Source organism: Candidatus Poriferisodalis sp. (assembly GCF_965208485.1).
In the GTDB taxonomy this organism is placed as follows: Bacteria; Actinomycetota; Acidimicrobiia; order Acidimicrobiales; family Poriferisodalaceae; genus Poriferisodalis.
In genome coordinates this window covers 4,443,475-4,459,569 of sequence record NZ_OZ242344.1, presented here as the reverse complement: position 1 = coordinate 4,459,569, position 16,095 = coordinate 4,443,475, and the positions used below count along the sequence as shown (strand labels likewise).

At 67.3% G+C, this 16,095-nt stretch carries 18 protein-coding genes and 1 tRNA gene; 8 read left to right on the top strand and 11 right to left on the bottom strand.

Annotation, left to right across the window (positions count from 1 at the left end; translation table 11 throughout):
• Positions 1-43: 43 nt before the first annotated feature.
• A complete protein-coding gene (gene lysA / locus ACOGXQ_RS20325) occupies positions 44-1,414 on the bottom strand; it encodes a diaminopimelate decarboxylase (RefSeq protein WP_419945417.1) in 1,371 nt (456 codons plus the stop codon).
• A gap of 19 nt (positions 1,415-1,433) precedes the next feature.
• Positions 1,434-3,113: an arginine--tRNA ligase gene (gene argS, locus ACOGXQ_RS20320; protein ID WP_419945416.1), complete on the bottom strand. Its 1,680-nt coding sequence runs from the start codon at positions 3,111-3,113 to the stop codon at positions 1,434-1,436.
• 213 nt (positions 3,114-3,326) lie between these two features.
• On the opposite strand from argS, the gene ACOGXQ_RS20315 reads away from it, so the two are divergent.
• Positions 3,327-3,398, top strand: a tRNA-Arg gene (locus ACOGXQ_RS20315).
• A 34-nt stretch (positions 3,399-3,432) separates the two neighbouring features.
• Here ACOGXQ_RS20315 and ACOGXQ_RS20310 read toward each other — a convergent pair.
• The 3 genes from ACOGXQ_RS20310 to ACOGXQ_RS20300 form a co-directional block, all read right to left on the bottom strand.
• Positions 3,433-3,750: a hypothetical protein gene (locus ACOGXQ_RS20310; protein WP_419945415.1), complete on the bottom strand. Its 318-nt coding sequence runs from the start codon at positions 3,748-3,750 to the stop codon at positions 3,433-3,435.
• Positions 3,750-4,301: a Panacea domain-containing protein gene (locus ACOGXQ_RS20305; protein WP_419945414.1), complete on the bottom strand. Its 552-nt coding sequence runs from the start codon at positions 4,299-4,301 to the stop codon at positions 3,750-3,752. The genes ACOGXQ_RS20310 and ACOGXQ_RS20305 overlap by 1 nt, the downstream gene beginning before the upstream one ends.
• Before the next feature lie 164 nt (positions 4,302-4,465).
• Positions 4,466-4,882 (bottom strand): TIGR03668 family PPOX class F420-dependent oxidoreductase, encoded by a 417-nt coding sequence (locus ACOGXQ_RS20300; RefSeq protein WP_419945413.1) that lies wholly within the window; start codon positions 4,880-4,882, stop codon positions 4,466-4,468.
• 118 nt (positions 4,883-5,000) lie between these two features.
• Here ACOGXQ_RS20300 and ACOGXQ_RS20295 point away from each other — a divergent pair, with 118 nt between their 5' ends.
• Positions 5,001-6,185, top strand: coding sequence for a Coenzyme F420 hydrogenase/dehydrogenase, beta subunit C-terminal domain (locus ACOGXQ_RS20295; protein ID WP_419945412.1), 1,185 nt, complete (start codon positions 5,001-5,003; stop codon positions 6,183-6,185).
• Between the two features lie 21 nt (positions 6,186-6,206).
• Here ACOGXQ_RS20295 and ACOGXQ_RS20290 read toward each other — a convergent pair whose 3' ends face one another.
• Together ACOGXQ_RS20290 and ACOGXQ_RS20285 are read right to left on the bottom strand one after the other, a co-directional pair.
• A complete protein-coding gene (locus ACOGXQ_RS20290) occupies positions 6,207-6,761 on the bottom strand; it encodes a hypothetical protein (protein WP_419945411.1) in 555 nt (184 codons plus the stop codon).
• 61 nt (positions 6,762-6,822) lie between these two features.
• Positions 6,823-7,575, bottom strand: coding sequence for a uracil-DNA glycosylase (locus tag ACOGXQ_RS20285; protein WP_419945410.1), 753 nt, complete (start codon positions 7,573-7,575; stop codon positions 6,823-6,825).
• Between the two features lie 59 nt (positions 7,576-7,634).
• Here ACOGXQ_RS20285 and ACOGXQ_RS20280 point away from each other — a divergent pair, with 59 nt between their 5' ends.
• The 3 genes from ACOGXQ_RS20280 (at position 7,635) to ACOGXQ_RS20270 (ending at position 9,681) form a co-directional block, all read left to right on the top strand.
• Complete coding sequence (locus ACOGXQ_RS20280) at positions 7,635-8,273, top strand: MSMEG_4193 family putative phosphomutase (protein ID WP_419945409.1); 639 nt, start codon at positions 7,635-7,637, stop codon at positions 8,271-8,273.
• A complete protein-coding gene (locus ACOGXQ_RS20275; RefSeq protein ID WP_419945408.1) occupies positions 8,270-8,785 on the top strand; it encodes a DUF3090 family protein in 516 nt (171 codons plus the stop codon). The genes ACOGXQ_RS20280 and ACOGXQ_RS20275 overlap by 4 nt, the downstream gene beginning before the upstream one ends.
• Positions 8,786-8,907: 122 nt before the next feature.
• Positions 8,908-9,681 carry an SCO1664 family protein gene (locus tag ACOGXQ_RS20270; protein WP_419945407.1) on the top strand — a complete coding sequence of 258 codons (774 nt, stop codon included), beginning with the start codon at positions 8,908-8,910 and terminating at the stop codon, positions 9,679-9,681.
• 150 nt (positions 9,682-9,831) lie between these two features.
• Here ACOGXQ_RS20270 and ACOGXQ_RS20265 read toward each other — a convergent pair whose 3' ends face one another.
• Together ACOGXQ_RS20265 and ACOGXQ_RS20260 are read right to left on the bottom strand one after the other, a co-directional pair.
• Positions 9,832-10,794, bottom strand: a complete 963-nt coding sequence (locus ACOGXQ_RS20265; RefSeq protein ID WP_419945406.1) for an electron transfer flavoprotein subunit alpha/FixB family protein — start codon at positions 10,792-10,794, stop codon at positions 9,832-9,834.
• Between the two features lie 2 nt (positions 10,795-10,796).
• Positions 10,797-11,576, bottom strand: coding sequence for an electron transfer flavoprotein subunit beta/FixA family protein (locus tag ACOGXQ_RS20260; RefSeq protein ID WP_419945405.1), 780 nt, complete (start codon positions 11,574-11,576; stop codon positions 10,797-10,799).
• Positions 11,577-11,638: 62 nt separating this feature from the next.
• On the opposite strand from ACOGXQ_RS20260, the gene ACOGXQ_RS20255 reads away from it, so the two are divergent.
• The 3 genes from ACOGXQ_RS20255 (at position 11,639) to ACOGXQ_RS20245 (ending at position 13,987) form a co-directional block, all read left to right on the top strand.
• Positions 11,639-12,577: a diacylglycerol/lipid kinase family protein gene (locus tag ACOGXQ_RS20255; protein ID WP_419945404.1), complete on the top strand. Its 939-nt coding sequence runs from the start codon at positions 11,639-11,641 to the stop codon at positions 12,575-12,577.
• Positions 12,578-12,914: 337 nt separating this feature from the next.
• On the top strand, positions 12,915-13,271 hold the full coding sequence (locus ACOGXQ_RS20250; protein WP_419945403.1) for a hypothetical protein: 357 nt from the start codon (positions 12,915-12,917) through the stop codon (positions 13,269-13,271).
• A 485-nt stretch (positions 13,272-13,756) separates the two neighbouring features.
• Entirely contained in the window at positions 13,757-13,987 is a 231-nt protein-coding gene (locus ACOGXQ_RS20245) for a hypothetical protein (protein ID WP_419945402.1), read from the top strand.
• A 49-nt stretch (positions 13,988-14,036) separates the two neighbouring features.
• Here ACOGXQ_RS20245 and ACOGXQ_RS20240 read toward each other — a convergent pair whose 3' ends face one another.
• Positions 14,037-14,750 carry a recombinase family protein gene (locus ACOGXQ_RS20240; RefSeq protein WP_419945401.1) on the bottom strand — a complete coding sequence of 238 codons (714 nt, stop codon included), beginning with the start codon at positions 14,748-14,750 and terminating at the stop codon, positions 14,037-14,039.
• 77 nt (positions 14,751-14,827) lie between these two features.
• Positions 14,828-16,021, bottom strand: a complete 1,194-nt coding sequence (locus ACOGXQ_RS20235) for an ISL3 family transposase (protein WP_419943792.1) — start codon at positions 16,019-16,021, stop codon at positions 14,828-14,830.
• Positions 16,022-16,095 lie beyond the last annotated feature (74 nt).

Below are 16,095 nucleotides of genomic sequence, written 5' to 3'. Positions count from 1 at the left end.
GCGAGCGAGTCACCTCACGTCGGTCGACTGAATCCGCTGTGCTTCAGGAGAGCGCATCGAGCGCCAGCATGTCGTCGACGGTTTCGCGCCGGATCACGAGGCGAGCGTCGCCGTCGGCCACGAACACCACCGCTGGGCGGCCGATGCGGTTGTAGGACGAACCCATCGAGTAGCCGTACGCGCCGGTGACGGGCGTGGCCACCAAGTCGCCCGCATCGATGCCGACGGGAACCGGGGCTGAACGCACGATCACGTCACCGGATTCGCAGTGCTTGCCCACCAGCCGCACCCGGCTGGGCCGGGGCTCGCTGACCCGAGCGGGCATGAAGGCGGTGTAGTCGCTGCCATAGAGCATCGGGCGAGGGTTGTCGCCATAGCCGCCGTCGACCGCGACGTAGGTCCGCACCCTCGGAATCTCCTTGACGCTTCCCACCGTGTACAGCGTGACCGCGGCCGCTGCGGCAATGGCGCGCCCTGGCTCGGCCACCAGACGGGCACCCAAGCCGTGACGGGCGCTCAGCGTGCGCCAGCGATCGCTCAGCGCCACGCCCCACTCGGAGATCGTCGGGGCATGCTCGGCTTCCACGTAGGCAACGCCGAGGCCGCCGCCGATCGACAGATCCTCCAAGCAGCCGGCCGCCGGCCCGCCGTCGCCGAACAAAGGTGCGGCGAAGTCCGTGACCACCTCCAATGCCTTGGCCAGGCTCTCGGTCCGGAAGACCTGGCTGCCGATGTGGCAGTGAACGCCGGCCAGCTCGATCCCCTCTGCAGCCGCGGCACGCTCGACCGCTGCGGTCGCGGCACCAGAGCCGATGCCGAAGCCGAACTTCGAGTCAGCCTGCCCGGTGGAGATGTACTCGTGCGTCTCGGCGCGCACGTCAGGCGTCACACGCAGCAGCGCCCGCGGCACCATGCCGTCAGCACGGTGCAATTCGTCCAAGATGTCCAGCTCTTCGAACGAGTCGACGACAAGGCGGCCGACCCCTGCTGCGCGTGCCATCGCCAGCTCGGCAGCCGACTTGTTGTTGCCGTGCAGCACGACGCGCTCGGCCGCCTCGCGGGCACCGCCGTCGCCGAAGGACCGCAGGACCGTCTGCAGCTCGCCGCCGCTGGACACGTCGATGTCCATGCCTTCGGAGATCGCCAGGCGCGCCATCGCCGCGCACAGGAACGCCTTGGCGGCGTAGGCCGCTCCTCCATCGAAGGCCGCGACCGCTTCGCGGCATCGTGCGCGCAGGTGCACTTCGTCGTAGACGAACAGCGGCGTGCCGAACTCTGCGGCCAATTCGACGAGGTCGCATCCCCCGATGCGCAGGCGTCCCTGCCCGGACACCGCAGACGTGTCGGGGAGCAGCCGGAACGGGATCGGCCCGCTGGGATCGTCCGCCGCGGCTTGCGGTGCATCAGCACTCATCGCCAGACCTCCGCCACGCTCACATTGCCTCGGGCGCGTTCACGCCGAGCAACCCGAGACCGATCGCCAAGCCGATCCGCGTGCCCTCGGTGAGGCACAGCCGGGCGTCGCGCACCTCCGGCGGGTTGTCGCTGTGCAAGATCGGGCAGTCGTGGTAGAAGCCGTGGAAGGCTGCTGCAAGGTCGCGCACCCAGGTCGTCACTTTGTGGGGCGCCCGCTCGCGCAGCGCGATCTCGACCACTGACGGCAGCACTTCGAGCGCCCGCAGCAGCGCCACTTCCCGCCCGCCGATCAGCGTTCCCAGATCGGTGCCCGCCGGCGGCACGGGTGCGACCCCCATCGACTCGGCGCGCCGGGCGACCGAGGCAATCCGGGCGTGCGCGTACTGCACGTAGAAGACGGGATTCTCTGCCGCTTGGGCCGACAGCAGGTCGATGTCGATGGTCTGGCGCGAGTCGATCGACTGCAGCAGGAACGCAAAGCGCGCCACGTCTGGGCCCACAGCATCGATGAGCTCGCGCACCTCGACCATGGTGCCGGTGCGCTTGGACAGCTCGATGACCTCGCCGTCACGCATCAGCGTCACGTTCTGGCCGACGATGGCCTCATAGGACTCGGGCAGGTGCCCGAGCATCTGCATGGCAGCGGCGATGCGAGGCACGTAGCCGTGGTGGTCCGCCCCCAGCACGTCGATCACCAAGCCGATATCGCGGTCACCGCGACGGAACTTCTGGTGGTGGTACGCGATGTCGGGCAAGAAATACGTGGGCTCGCCGTCGCTGCGTCGCAGCACCCGGTCCTTGGAGTCCTCGAACTTGCTGGTCGCGAGCCATTCGGCGCCGTCAGAGGTGTAGGTCCAGCCGGCGTCGCTCAGGCGCCCGATGATGTCGTCCATGGCGCCGGAAGCCACCAGCTCGTTCTCGCTCTGCCAGTGGTCGAAGCCGACGTTCATCGCTTCAAGCGCTTCGCTCACATCACGAAGCGCCCGGTCACGTCCCCACGACGTCGCGTAGGCCGAGCCGCCGAGCGCATCGAGCGCCGCCCCGAGATCAGCCTCACCCAATGAAGGGCCAGCCCCCAGCTCTGTCGCGAGCTCCTTCGCCCACTCGGCGACGTACTCGCCGTGGTAACCGTCGTCGGGCACTGGCCGGCCAACCAGTCGGGCCGCCAAGGAACGCCCGAACAGCTCCATCTGGGTGCCGCGGTCATTGACGTAGTACTCGGTGTGGGTCTCGTAGCCGCAGCGGCGGAACAGGCGGGCCAGGCTGTCGCCGAAGGCCCCCCAGCGACCGCCGCCAGCATGCAGCGGCCCGGTGGGATTTGCCGACACGAACTCGAGATTGACCGTCTGGCCGGCACCGAGGTCGTGGCGCGCGTAGGCATCGGCGCCGAGGCGCAGCACCGCTCCGAGCACTTCGTGCAGCCAGGTCGGCGACAGGTACAGGTTCACGAAGCCGGGTCCCGCCACCTCGGCTCGCTCGAGATGTGGCAATCCGGCACCGTCGAGCTCTGCGGCAAGCCGCTCTGCCAGCTCGCGAGGCGCCATCCGGGCGCTCCTCGCGTTCACCAGCGCTGCGTTCGTGGACCAGTCGCCATGATCGACGCGTGCCGGACGTTCGAGGCCGAGGCGCGACGGGTCAACGTGCACGCCGAGGCACTCGAGTGCGCTCGAGATCGCAAGCCTCAACTCAGCTTCCATCATCGAAGCGACGCTACCCCTGCATCCCCACGAACTCGGGGCCATTTTCTGCCTCGCGAATGCAGTGCCGCGTGGCAGTCGCTGGGCCGCCGCTGCGGCGCTACGGGGCGGTGAGGCTGTGGAAACGAGCAGTCGCCGCCAGAGTGGGGCGCGAGAGCGGTCGATAGCTTGACCGGGCATCGGGTCCGGGAATCGAATCCAGCCGGACCTCTAGCCCTCGTAGCTCAGGGGATAGAGCAGTGGCCTCCGGAGCCATGTGCGCAGGTTCGAATCCTGCCGAGGGCGCTGCGCCGGCACCATGCCGGCCGGGGCAGTCGGTTCAGTCGTTCGGGTCGTCTTCGATCATGTCCCAATAGTCAGGGTCGACCTCGAAGTCGGCGATCTCGACCACACCTGGCTCCACGAGCACGCCAGCGAACACCAGAGCCCCAAAGACCGGGTCGATGATGTGGAGCGTACGGATCTCCGGGTAGAAGTCGAACAGCAGATTCTCGAAGTCCCGGAACCCGATGAGCGCAGCAGCGAGGGGTCCGGACCAGAAATCCCACTCCGACGGCCGCCCGCCCGCGCTTCGCTCGGGACCGTACGTCCTCGTGACCTTGTCGGCTGCGGCCTCGCCGACACGAACCTCGAACATCAACCGGCGGTCGCCAACCCGTATCGCTCCGCAACCGACTGGGAAAGCCGCTCGCTGGTCGGGGTCGCAGTTTGCGGAAAGTCGAGGAAGGCAGTCGAGAACGGGATCGTCTCGCCAATCTCGGTCAGCCGCCAACCTGGCTCCTGATGAGAAAGCTCGCTGACCTGCGTACCCGTCATCCCCTCCAGCTGGGCGAGCACATCGGAGACGGTCTGCATCTCCGCGTCCGTGAACCAAGTCAGATCTGCATCGCGCTTCGGCACCAATCGGTGCTGAGGGCGGCCGAGAAAGTCCTCCTCGATCAACTCAGCTGCGCCGGAGTCGATCAGCCGTCGCCGGACTGGGAGCAGCTGATGCGGAGCCGGCCCGTGAGGGAGCTTCTGGAACTGACAGCCCGATACCACCTCGTGATGCCGCCGCAAGTGCGTGAACTCGACGAAGAACAACACCTTATTGAGCTTTGTAGCGCCCCCTGCGAGGTCGCCCTGCAACCGAGCAGCGACATGCAGCAGCAGCTCAGCGAACTTGTCCTCGACGTAAGCGACATCCACGAGGTCCATCGTAGGAGGGGGGTGTGATTTGTTGGCGGAGCATCACAGCCGGCTGTGCCCCGACGAGTGGTTCGAGGATCCGTTCGCGAGCGGGCGATGCCTGCCTTCGGTGCCGGCCGAGCTCTATGCGCCGGCACTATGCCGGCCGGGGGCGCTGCGCCGGCTCAGGCCGTCGCTGACCAGCCGGTCAGTTCGGTGCGCTGGATGACGATGGCGGCGCCGACCGGCGGCTCGGCGGCGTACTGCGGGTAGCGCTCGCACAGCAGTTTGATCGCATTGCGATACTGCGTGCCTTCGGTGCGCACCGCGGCTCGGCCTCGCAGGCGCACCCACCACAGGCGCTCCCAGTTCTCGTCGTCGTAGTGCTCGATCAGCATGGTGACCTCGGGGAAGCGTCGAACGTTGTCCAGCCGCTTGAGATCCATGGTCGTCTTGGGCTTGTGGTCGACGGCGGTCACCACGACATCGTCCTCGAACGCATAGGTGCATGGCACCAAGTCGACGCGCCCGTCGGACCGGATTGTCGCGAGGGTTGCCACCCGTCCCTCAGACAGCAGCTCCAGCAGTTCAGCCTCGGTCACGGCGGGCCACCCTAGAGCCCTGAGCAGCGGTTTCAGCGTTCTGCGCGCCAAGACCGATCGTGTCGCCCTGCGAGGTGGTCGCTGTTCGTTCCTGAGACGGCTGCCGTAGTCTGGCGACATGGCAATGACCGGGGAAACGACTGAGGCCCCTCCCGCATCCAACGGAGCGCCGCAGCGCTGGACGTTCCAGTGGAAGGAGCTGTACGACGAGGTCATCACCACCGGACTGTGCACCGGCTGCGCCGGCTGCGTCATCTCCTGCCCGCACGACGTCATCGGCTACGAGCACATCGGGGGCGGCTTCACACCGTTCCATCTCGAAGACGAGCTCGGGCTCGCGGACTGCGGTCACGGCCAGAAGGGCTGCACGAGCTGCACCCGGGCCTGCCCCCGGTTCCGCACCTGGGAGGACGAGGCCGACGACTTCATGTTCGGCCGCCATCGCACCGCCGAAGAACCCTCGGGCGTCTTCAAGGACATCATCCTCACGCGGGCCTCTGACGAGTACGTCCACGAGATCGGCCAGGACGGCGGCCTGGTCTCGGCCATCCTCATCTGGGCGCTCGACCACGGCTACATCGACGCCGCCCTGACGTCCTACGTGGGCGAAGGCGAAGGCAACCAGTGGACTGCCTCGCCGGGGGTGGCCTTCAACCGGGAGGACGTGCTGCGGGGTGCCGGCAGCCGCTACACCTATTCGGCCAACACGCTGGCGTACAACGAAGCCGTCGAAGCCGGCGCCCGCAAGCTCGCCCTCGTCGGCATGAGCTGCCAGAGCTCGATCGTGCCGGTCGCCAAGTCACGCAAGGTCGGCAAGGTCGGCAACCGGTTCGTGCTGAACATCGGGCTGCTGTGCTCGAAGTCGTTCGACGAGGCGATCTTCGAAGAGCTCTTCGAGCAGAAGTACGGACTCGACCGTCATCGCATCCGCAAGACGAACATCAAGGGCGTGTTCCAGATCTGGACCCACGACGGCGGCTACTACGAGATCAACCTCAAGGAGTGCCATGCGTGGACGCGCGAGGGCTGCATCCACTGCCCCGACTTCGCTGCCGAGCACGCCGATATCTCCACCGGCGGCATCGGCAAGTACAACGACTGGACGCTCACGATCGTCCGCACCGACATCGGCCGCGAGATCATCATGAAGATGCTCGCCGACGGGTCGCTCATCGGCCGTCCCGGCGACGAAGACCCCGGTGCCATCGCGTTGATGCACAAGCTCAGCGAGAAGTCGCGGGTCCGCTGGCCGAAATTCGCGTGGGACAAGCCAGCGCTGCTGCCCGAACCAACCAAGAAATAGCTCCTCGCCGGCACGACACCCTCAGACGCACTCGTTGATGAAGTCGACGATGTCGGGCTGCACCTCGGTGCTCGCCAGGAAGTCGCCCAGCCGGTGTGCCGGCACGACGTCCTGAGCGCGGGCAAGCGAGCAGGCGCACAGGATCTTCAGGCGATCGGCGCCGGCAGAGCACTCGTCGAGGTACAGCTGCTGCCGAGCTTGGGACCACGCAGGCGGCGGCGGTGCGTCACGACAGTCGACCAGCGCGGACGCGAGGTCGGGCGAGAACTCCAACGCGCCTGTCATGCGGTCCTCGAACACCACGAGATCGATCTCGCTCAGGCTGCCCTCCATCCGCGAGGCGGCGCAATGGCAGGGCCCGACCAGACCGGCGTCGGCAACGCACGCATCCATGAACGCCGTCAGAGGTTCGATCGCGAGCAGCCCCGAACCGCTCTCAGCAGGCTGCGTCGGCGACGCAAGCGTGCCCGGATTGCCCAGTGGCACATCCGTGGGGGTCGCGCCCGCACCGGTGGGAGCGGGTTCCACCTCGACCACGGTCGCTGAACAGGCGGCGACGCCGAGCAGCACCAGCACCGATGCGGCCCTCCGGACGATCGGCCGCAATGCGGACCGCCGCGCCGACGCCCCAGAGAGCTCAGTCGACGAGCGGCAGGTTGGCCAGCCGGCGCGCATCGCGCAGCACCGTATCTGTCATGTCGGCGGTGAGACGGCCGGTGAACGTGTTCTGCTGGCTCGGATGGAACGAGCACACGATGTGCGAGATGCCGCCCAAGCCCCCAGCCCTGCCTGAGCGGTCTGCGGTAGGCATAGCGACGACGACGCCGTGGCCGAAACGAGGCCGGGGCCGGATGTGGGCCAGGGTGCACAGCACCCCGTACGCGAACGCACCGAGGACAATCGCGACGCGCGCATTGCCCAGCAGCGCCAGCTCACGCTCCAAGAAAGGCCGGCAGGCGTCCCGCTCTTCGGGCGCGGGCTTGTTGGCCGGCGGCGCGCAGCGCACCGCCGCAGTGATGTAGGCATCGCGCAGCTCGAGCCCGTCGCCGGCATGTACCGACGTGGGCTGGTTGGCAAAGCCGCAGCGGTGCAGGGCGGCGTAGAGGAAATCGCCCGAGCGATCGCCGGTGAACATGCGGCCCGTTCGGTTCGCGCCGTGCGCTGCGGGCGCGAGTCCCACCAGCACGACGGCGGCGCCGGGATCGCCGAACCCCGGCACACCGCAGCCCCAGTAGTCCTCGTCGGCAAATGCCGCACGCTTCTGCGTCGCTGTCTGGGTGCGCCATGCCACCAGCCGTTCGCAGCGCTTGCACGCCCCGATCTCAGCGCTCAGCAGGCGCAATGCCGCCGAACTGGGTGCGCCGGCGTCGCCTTTGGAATCAGCGGCCATCGTGGGAGTGTGCCAGCCGGCACCGAACTCGCACGACGCAGGCCAGTAGCGTCAGCACGGTGCCCCGGAGCCCCCGCCCCACGCTGTTGCTGCTCGTGCGCCACGGTCTGACCCCCACGACGGGCGTCGAACTGTACGGCCGGCGGGCGGGTGTGCATCTCTCTGATGCAGGACGACAGCAGGCACAACGAGCCGCCGAGCGCATCGCTGCGCTGCGCAAAGGGGTCGCGGCGGTCTACGCCAGCCCGCTGGAGCGGGCACAGGAGACTGCAGCCCCTATCGCTGCAGCGGTGAGCCGCACGGTGCGGACGCACGACGGCCTCAACGAGGCGGACATGGGCCGCTGGACAGGCCGAAAGCTCAACCAGCTGCGCAAGCTCGCCGCCTGGTCGCAGGTGCAGCGCTACCCCAGCGGCTTCGGCTTCCCCGAGGGCGAGACCTTCCGCCAGATGCAGGCGCGCATCGCCGCGACCGCCAGCGATCTGGCGAGTCGTCACCGCGGATCGACCGTGGTCGCCGTGAGTCATGCCGACCCCATCAGGGCGCTCGTTGCAGATGCGATGGGAACCCATCTCGATCTGTTCCAGCGGATCATGGTGTCGCCATGCTCGGTTACTGCGATCCTGTACGCCAATGACGGTCCCATGGTGCTGGCCACCAACAGCACGTCGGACCTCGCAGCACTCTCCCCGGCATGACTGACGACTTCGACCTGCGCAATCCGGACAGCTTCGTGGCGGGCACCGTCGGGCCGCCCGGCCAGCGGATCTTCTTCCTGCAGGCGGCAGAAGCAGGCCACATCGTGTCGCTCAAGCTCGAGAAGGGCCAGGTCTGGGCGCTGGCGAACCTGCTCAGCGAACTGCTGGAAAGCGAGAACTACGACGGTCCCGCGACCCCCGTCGGCGAACTGGCAGAGCCGGTGGCTGCCGCGTGGACCGTCGGTCGCCTGGCGACGGGCATGGACACCGAAGGCAAGGTGATCGTGGTCATCGCCGAAGAGATCGATGACAGCGAGACCGACGAAGCGCTCGGCCCCGACCCTGATGAGGACGAGGCCGCCGCAGTCGATGACGATGAGCACAGCGGGGGTCGCGCCCGCTTCCATCTCGACTACGCGTTGGCGCTGGGGTTCGCGCAGCAGGCACTGCTGCTGGTGGAAGAAGGGCGCGACTTCGGCATGCGCAACGGGCACCGGCCGCCGCGCGACTGAGAGGAAACGCGGAGAGTGAGCCTTCTCGCGGTCGCAGCAGTCGCTTCCCGCTCTTGTTCGCTGTCGCTCACGGGCCGCTCGGGCCACGGCTTCGCCTATCGGCTCAGCCTCTAGGGGTCGGCGTGAGCGAACCGGCCCCGCATCACCTGTTGCCGAAGAACGAAGACGGCACACAACTCGAGCTGCCGGTCATCTGGGATGCGTCGACAGCCAACGCACTGCGGCTGCTGCGCGAGGGCGAGATCTCGGTGCTCGGGCGGATGCCATACAGCAGCAATGCAACGTTCTTGGTGCAGGTCAGCCACCCGACAACCTCCACCGCTGCGATCTACAAGCCCGAGCGAGGCGAACGGCCGCTGTGGGACTTCCCCTCTGGGCTGTATCGCCGCGAGATCGCCGCCTTCGAGCTGTCCCACGCGCTCGGCTGGAGCGTCATCCCGCCCACCGTGGAGCGCGACGGTCCGTTCGGCGTGGGATCGGTCCAGCTGTTCATCGACGCACACTTCGAAGAGCACTACTTCACGCTGGTCTCCGAGGACCGGCACCACGCCGACCTTCGCAGGATCTGCGCGTTCGACCTCATCGCGAACAACACCGACCGCAAGTCGGGTCATTGCCTTGCGTCGCGTTGGGGGCCGATCTACGGGATCGACCAAGGGCTCTGCTTTGCGAGCGATTTCAAGCTGCGCACGGTCATCTGGGACTTCGGCGGCGAGGCATTCGACGACGATCTGGCTGCAGCTATCACGAGAGCTGCCGACCCGCCCGAATCGCTGGCCGACTGGCTGCGTCCGGCCGAGTTCGACGCGCTGACCGATCGGGCCGAGTGGCTGGCCTCGTTCGGCAAGTTCCCCGCTGACGACGGCGGTCGGCGCTGGCCCTGGCCGCTGGTCTAGCCAGCGGTAACGCGACAGCCGCTCGTCTAGCCAGCGGGAACGCGACAGCCGCTCGTCTAGCCAGCGGGAACGCGACAGCCGCTCGTCTAGCCAGCGGGAACGCGACAGCCGCTGGTCTAGCCAGCGGTAACGCGACAGCCGCTCGTCTGACTATCGGGACTTGAGCGCCTCGATCAGCGCCGGCATCACCTTGTGCACGTCGCCCACGATGCCGAGGTCGGCCACGCCAAAGATCGGTGCTTCAGGGTCCTTGTTGATCGCGACGATGTTCTTGGAGCCCTTCATGCCCACCAAGTGCTGGGTCGCGCCCGAGATGCCGCAGGCGATGTAGACGTTCGGCTTCACCACCTTGCCGGTTTGCCCGACCTGTTTCGCATACGGAACCCAGCCGGCGTCCACGATGGCCCGCGATGCGCCCGAAGCTGCATCCAGCAGCCCGGCGAGCTCGTCGACCATCGAGTACGCGTCGGGTTGGCCGAGTCCGCGGCCGCCCGACACGACGACCGCTGCATCGTCGAGCTGCGGACCTGAACGCTCTTCGGCGTGGCGGCCGGTCACCACCGCCCGGCCCGCTTCGCCTGGGTCGACCGCTGAGACGCTCTCGACAGCGGCGGCGGCATCACCGCTCGGCTCAGCCTCGAAGCTCTTCGGCCGGAACATGGCCAGCGCCGGCGCGGGCGCGCGGTACGCCGTGAAGATGTTCTGCGTGCCGCCGAAGATCGGCTCCTCGGTGATCAGCGTTCCGTCGAGGACGCTGACGCCGACATTGTTGGTCGACACGGGCCGGTCCGCCAGCACTGCCAGCCTCCCAGCGGTGTCGCGGCCGTCGGTCGTCTGGCCGAAGAACACGGCATCAGGTGCCGCTGCCTCGATGTGACCAGCGAGCGCTGCTGCGGCGTGCGCGCCCACCAGCCGATCGTCGAGGCCCTCGAGCGCGTAGACCGTCGATACCCCGTGCGCACCGAGTTCGGCAGCCATGGCGCCGCCGTGGGCCGGGGCGAATGCCGTCACGGTGTCGGCCAGATCTCGGGCCTTGGTGGCCAGCTCGAGCGTGAGACCGGAGGGACCCTCGGCGTCGCCCTCGGCGAACAGCAGAATCTGTGCAAGCGTCATGTTCAAATCACCTTGAGTTCGGCCAGGAATTCGACGATGTTCTGGTGGGCGTCGCCCTCGTCGGTGATGATCTCGCCGGCTTCGCGCTCGGGCGCATCGGTCACTTCGACGGTCTCCTGGCGAGCGCCTGCGGAGCCGACTGCGGCTGCGTCGATGCCGAGGGCCGTGATGTCTTTCTCGGCGACCGGCTTCTTCTTGGCCGCCATGATCCCCTTGAAGGAGGGGTAGCGCGGCTCGACTACGCCGGCGGTCACCGAGACAACGGCGGGCAGGGCGCATTCGACCTGGTCGTAGCCGGCCTCGGTCTGACGCTGGACGCTGGCTACGCCATCGGAGATCTCGATGTGCTTGGCGAAAGTGACCGAGGGCAGCCCCATCACGCCGGCGACCATCTCGGGCACCGTGCCGGTGTAGCCGTCGCTGGACTCGACGCCGGCGAGCACCAGGTCGGCCGACAGCTCGCCGATGGCGGCGCCGAGCACCTTGGCGGTGCCGAGCGCATCGCTGCCCGCCAGTGCGTCGTCGCTGATCAGCACCGCATCGTCGGCACCCATGGCCAGCGCGGTCCGCAGCCCGCTCGTCTCCGAGCGCGGCGCCATGGATACGAGCGACACCTCGCCGCCGCCCGCCGCTTCGACGAGCTGGAGTGCCATCTCGACGCCGTACGAGTCGGACTCGTCGAGAATCAGCTTGTCGTCCCTCGCCAGGGTGTTCGTTTCGGGATTGAGCTCGCCCGGGATCGCCGGATCCGGGATCTGCTTGACGCACACAACGACCTTCATGGGGCGAGAGTCTGCCGACTCACAGCAGCGTTGCCACACCACTTGTCTGTGAGACTTGCGCTGTGCGCGTCTTGCTGCTGGTCAACGACTCCGCGTCGTCCACAACTGCGCGTACCCGCGTGCTGATCCACACTGCGCTGTCCGAGCGGCACGACACCGAGGTGGCGTTCACCAACCGGCGCGGACATGCGGCGCGGCTGGCGCGCGGCGCGGCGACAACCGGCACCGATGCAGTCGTCGTGCTGGGCGGCGACGGCACGCTGAACGAGGCGGCGAACGGCATCGCCGGCACCGACTGCGTGCTGGCTGCGCTGCCGGGTGGCTCGACCAATGTGTTCGCCCGGACCATCGGCACACCCGACGACCCGCTCGACGCAACCGCTGCGGTGCTCGAGGCCCTCGACACCGGCAACGTCACGACCGCCGGGCTTGGCTACACCTGCGGCCGCTATTTCCTGTTTCACTGCGGGATGGGACTCGACGCCGCCATTGTCGAGCGGGTCGAGCGCCACCCGACGCTCAAGCGCTACGTGGGACATCCGCTGTTCCTGCTCGCGGGCATTGACACCCTGCTGAGACGGCATGACCGCAGCACCCCAACGCTGACGGTCCGGACTTCCTCATCGTCATCGAGCGAGATCGACGGCTGCTTCGTCGTCGTGGCGGCGAACACCGACCCGTACACGTTTCTCGGCAGCCGCCCGGTGAGCATCGCCCCGGCAGCGACGCTCCACAACGGGCTAACGGTCGTCGGGCTGCGCTCGCTGCGCTTCGCCGACGCAGTCGAGGTCATTCGAGCTGTCTTCGGCGCAAACGACAGTCTCAGCGACGTCGACTCGGCCGTGGTGCAGCGCATCGACGATGTCCACGACCTCAGCGTGAGGGGTGCGCACCCCTTCGGTCACCAGATCGACGGCGACCATCTCGGCAGCGTCGAAGAACTCCGCCTCGAATGGGTGCCCGACGTGCTGCGGCTCGCCATTCCCACAACATCTCGCTGAGTCTCGTGGCCTGCCGGTATCGGAACTTCGGCGAGGCACCGACTCCCGGACCTGCGGCTGCCGCCTAAAGCCGCTGGTCAAAAGCGGTTTTGGAGCGTACGTAAAACGTTCGTATTGTAGACAGACCCGCGGGCACCCGTCAAGCCGACGCACCAGCAGCCCAGCCCGAAGCCCGCACAGCGCCCCCAAGGCCGCAGACCCGCGCCACTGCTGAGGATCCCGCGTCCTAGCGTGACTGCCGCGCGCCGCTCGCCCGCTCCCTCCGACGTGTCCGTTTCTGTCCGATTCCCGCGTACCGAAAACGAAGGAATCCCGACCAGAAAGGACGGACCCGCGGATGACACTCACCGCATCACTGCCAACCAAGGCACTAGCGAGCCTGCTCGCAGCACTGCTGCTCAGCACCACCCTCGCCGTAGCACTGCCTGCGAGAACCGAGCTGCCAAGCGTGCTCAGCGCACTCGACGTCGCCACCGCCGACGCACACTCAAAACCGCACTGCTACGACGAGACGGTGCCAGTACGGAACATGGACGGCACCGGCGAAACCCGCACCACAACACGACGCGTGTGCGTCGAATTGGCACACAGCCACTGGTACCGACCCATCCATATGGGCGCTGCCCTAGGAGGGTGGTCGGAAAAGGGGATCTTGCCGACACAGCAAGTCCCTGACCTGCGGGTTTGCATCTGACAAACGCCGAAATAGCGGCTTTCCGACCAGCCTCCTAGGACTCTCCTGCGGAGCGCTTGGCCTCGCCATGGGCGGGGCGGTCGGTGCGTTGGTGCTCGCAACAACGTGCGGCGCTGCAGGCGGCGCACTCGGCGCCGTATCATGAACACGGCTGGAATAGTCTTCCAAGCGAGAGGACAGGCCGTGGGCATGGAACCAGATGACCCGAATGCGCCGAGGCGTGGCAGCCGGAGCGGCCGGGAGTTTCTGGCGGTCATGTTTGCCGCAGTGCTGACTTCGTCGCTGTGCAGCGTCTTCTTTGCCGTGATGGCGGGGTGGACGGCACTGTTGGCGAGTTTCGCCGTGGGGTGCGTCGGCACCTCAGGTGCGCTTTGGTGGCAGTTCCGTGGGCGTCAGAGGTTTCCGCTCAAGAAGCCGCCGCGGGTCAGCCTCCTCTCCGCTCGCCGAAGCAGTGACACGGAGCGCCTCGTGCGTTTTGTCTCGCAATGATCTTGGCGTCGTTGTCGCTCATCTCCTGTGCTCGAGCCCCCGGCGAGTCGCAGTCATGCCAGGCGGCGGCATTGCAGCAGACGCTCGCCGAGCAGGCCTATGGCACGGCGGTGGAGTCGCATGAGGCTGCTCACGATTCGGGCGTGGACCACTCGGACGATGAGATCTTCGACGCCCGTGTGGCGATGATCCTCGCTGGGGCTGAGACCCGGCACCAGTGCGGCTGAGGCCTCGCCCCATGGGGCGAGGCCTCTCCGCGCAGCGGAGCCAAGAGTGCTATTGCTCGTGTTGCTCAGCGTTGTAGCGAGCGGCGTTGTCTTCTGCTTCTTGGTCGAGCCGGGCGGTGCGCAGCAGGGATTGGACGCTGGAGGGTGACCAGATGCGCTTGCCCGTGGGTGTGCGCAGCCCGGCTTCCTCAAGCGCAGCGCCGATCTTGCGCAGGCTCAGACCCTCTGAGCGCAACTTCATTGCCAGTTCCTTGGCCTCTTGGGACTGCCGGCTCGGCCGACCGAGCCGCTCGCCTTGGCCATGTGCCACTGCGAGGGCTGCTCTGGTTCGTTCGCTGGTCATCGAGCGTTCAAGCTCGCCGAACGCGCCCACCACAGTGCGCATGAACGAGCCAACGGCCACGTCGGAATCACTGGGCAGGTTGAGGCAGATGAACTCCCAGCTGCCGCTCTCGGAGAGGGTCAGCAGGGTCTGCAGGTCGCACATGCGGCGAATGAAGCGATCGAGGCGTACTGCCACTATCGCATCGGCCTCACCGGCGTCGAGCCGCTCGAACGCTGCACCCAATGCGGGTCGACATGTGGGTTCGATATTGGACGACACACCGTCGTCGGTGCAGGTGTCGACGATCTGCCAGCCTCGTTGGAGTGCTGCCAATCGCACCGCCAGGTGTTGGGCTTCGATGCTCAGACCTGACATCGCCTGAGCGCCGGTGGAGACACGTGCGTAGGAAATGACGCGCATCGCCGTGGTCTCACTCATAGGATCATGCATGAGACGAACGTTAGTACTTGAGCCTTCGTCCTTTTGTGGGATTCGGGCTGCTGGGTTCGGCGGGGTCAGGTTAGTAGCAGGCCGCGGGCTTCGAAGTTCGTGTAGTTGGTGAAGCCGTGGGCTTTGCGGCGCAGGATCTGCAGCAGGTTGTTGGTTCCTTCGATGGGTCCGTTGCTGGGCCGGCCGGCTTGGTGCCAGTCGAGGATCTGGGGGTGCCACGCCAAGAAGGTGTCGACTGTGTCGCTGAACTCGGGGATCAGCCCGGTGCCGTAGATGTCCGCGAACCGGTCGAGCGCTTCGAGGGCGCCCTTTCGGTCCTTGGCGAGATAGAGGCCGTGCAGCTCGCCGAGCGCGTCCCACGCGGCTTTGAGCCGCGGGTGGGCGGCGAACAGCTCCTCGAGCCGTTGGCGTTCGGCGGCGTCGAGCTTGTCGGGCCGTCTCATGAGCAAGAACCTGGCCCGGAACACGTCGCGGTCGAACACAGGCTTGGAGCCTTCGGGGCGGCGCTGCACGTCTCGGCGCACCGCGGTCAGCCCGGCGGCGAACCATCGGATCACATGGAACCGGTCCAGCACGTGGCGGGCGTGGCCGAGCCGCGCCTCGATGGCGGCCTTGTATGCCTTGGAACCGTCGGACACCACGACTTTGACGCCTTTGCACCATTTGTGGCCCTGAGCAGCCAGAAACCCCGACAGGGCTTGGCTGTTGCGATGCGGCACCATGGCGAGCACCTCGCCGGTGTCGCCGTTCACGAGCACCGTCACATAGCGGTGCCGCTTGCGGATCGAGGTCTCGTCCACCAACAGAACACGGCACCGTCGGCGGCGTCGATGACCGGCGACCAGCCCCGCATAGGCGACCACCAAAGCATTGACCAGCTTCCAGCCCACCTGATGGCGCTTGGCTGCCGCGTTGACCGTCATCGCGCGTGCGTCCTGGACCACCCGCCGCGCCAGACGCGCCGTGACGCTGCCCTCGAACGCCGGATGGTCCTCCATGAACCGCCGCCCGCACGGCTCGCACACCATCCGCCGCCGATCCCACACCAACGTGGTCGGCCGGCCCGACACCTCCAAGTCGCGGATCTCGCGGTCCCGGCGGTCATGGACCCTCCCGCTCGGCGTCCCACAACCCGGGCACTCGGGGCGACGCACCGCCGAGCGCACCCGCACCACCAGCTCCAAAGGCGCGTCGACCGCGACCTCCAGCACCTCAATACGCGGCAGCCACAGCCGCACCGACATAACATCACGCTTCATCGAGGCCCCCTGGGGTTCGGCGTCTCTCAAACACCGATCCCAGCAGGGCCTCGACCCCTACAAGCGGACCCTCA

Excerpts from the sequence above, each read along its gene's own strand:
- lysA (WP_419945417.1), bottom strand. The coding sequence starts at position 1,414 with ATGAGTGCTGATGCACCGCAAGCCGCGGCGGACGATCCCAGCGGGCCG.
- argS (WP_419945416.1), bottom strand. The coding sequence starts at position 3,113 with ATGGAAGCTGAGTTGAGGCTTGCGATCTCGAGCGCACTCGAGTGCCTC.
- ACOGXQ_RS20310 (WP_419945415.1), bottom strand. The coding sequence starts at position 3,750 with ATGTTCGAGGTTCGTGTCGGCGAGGCCGCAGCCGACAAGGTCACGAGG.
- ACOGXQ_RS20295 (WP_419945412.1), top strand. The coding sequence starts at position 5,001 with ATGGCAATGACCGGGGAAACGACTGAGGCCCCTCCCGCATCCAACGGA.
- ACOGXQ_RS20285 (WP_419945410.1), bottom strand. The coding sequence starts at position 7,575 with ATGGCCGCTGATTCCAAAGGCGACGCCGGCGCACCCAGTTCGGCGGCA.
- ACOGXQ_RS20275 (WP_419945408.1), top strand. The coding sequence starts at position 8,270 with ATGACTGACGACTTCGACCTGCGCAATCCGGACAGCTTCGTGGCGGGC.
- ACOGXQ_RS20265 (WP_419945406.1), bottom strand. The coding sequence starts at position 10,794 with ATGACGCTTGCACAGATTCTGCTGTTCGCCGAGGGCGACGCCGAGGGT.
- ACOGXQ_RS20260 (WP_419945405.1), bottom strand. The coding sequence starts at position 11,576 with ATGAAGGTCGTTGTGTGCGTCAAGCAGATCCCGGATCCGGCGATCCCG.
- ACOGXQ_RS20250 (WP_419945403.1), top strand. The coding sequence starts at position 12,915 with ATGACACTCACCGCATCACTGCCAACCAAGGCACTAGCGAGCCTGCTC.
- ACOGXQ_RS20245 (WP_419945402.1), top strand. The coding sequence starts at position 13,757 with ATGATCTTGGCGTCGTTGTCGCTCATCTCCTGTGCTCGAGCCCCCGGC.
- ACOGXQ_RS20240 (WP_419945401.1), bottom strand. The coding sequence starts at position 14,750 with ATGAGTGAGACCACGGCGATGCGCGTCATTTCCTACGCACGTGTCTCC.
- ACOGXQ_RS20235 (WP_419943792.1), bottom strand. The coding sequence starts at position 16,021 with ATGAAGCGTGATGTTATGTCGGTGCGGCTGTGGCTGCCGCGTATTGAG.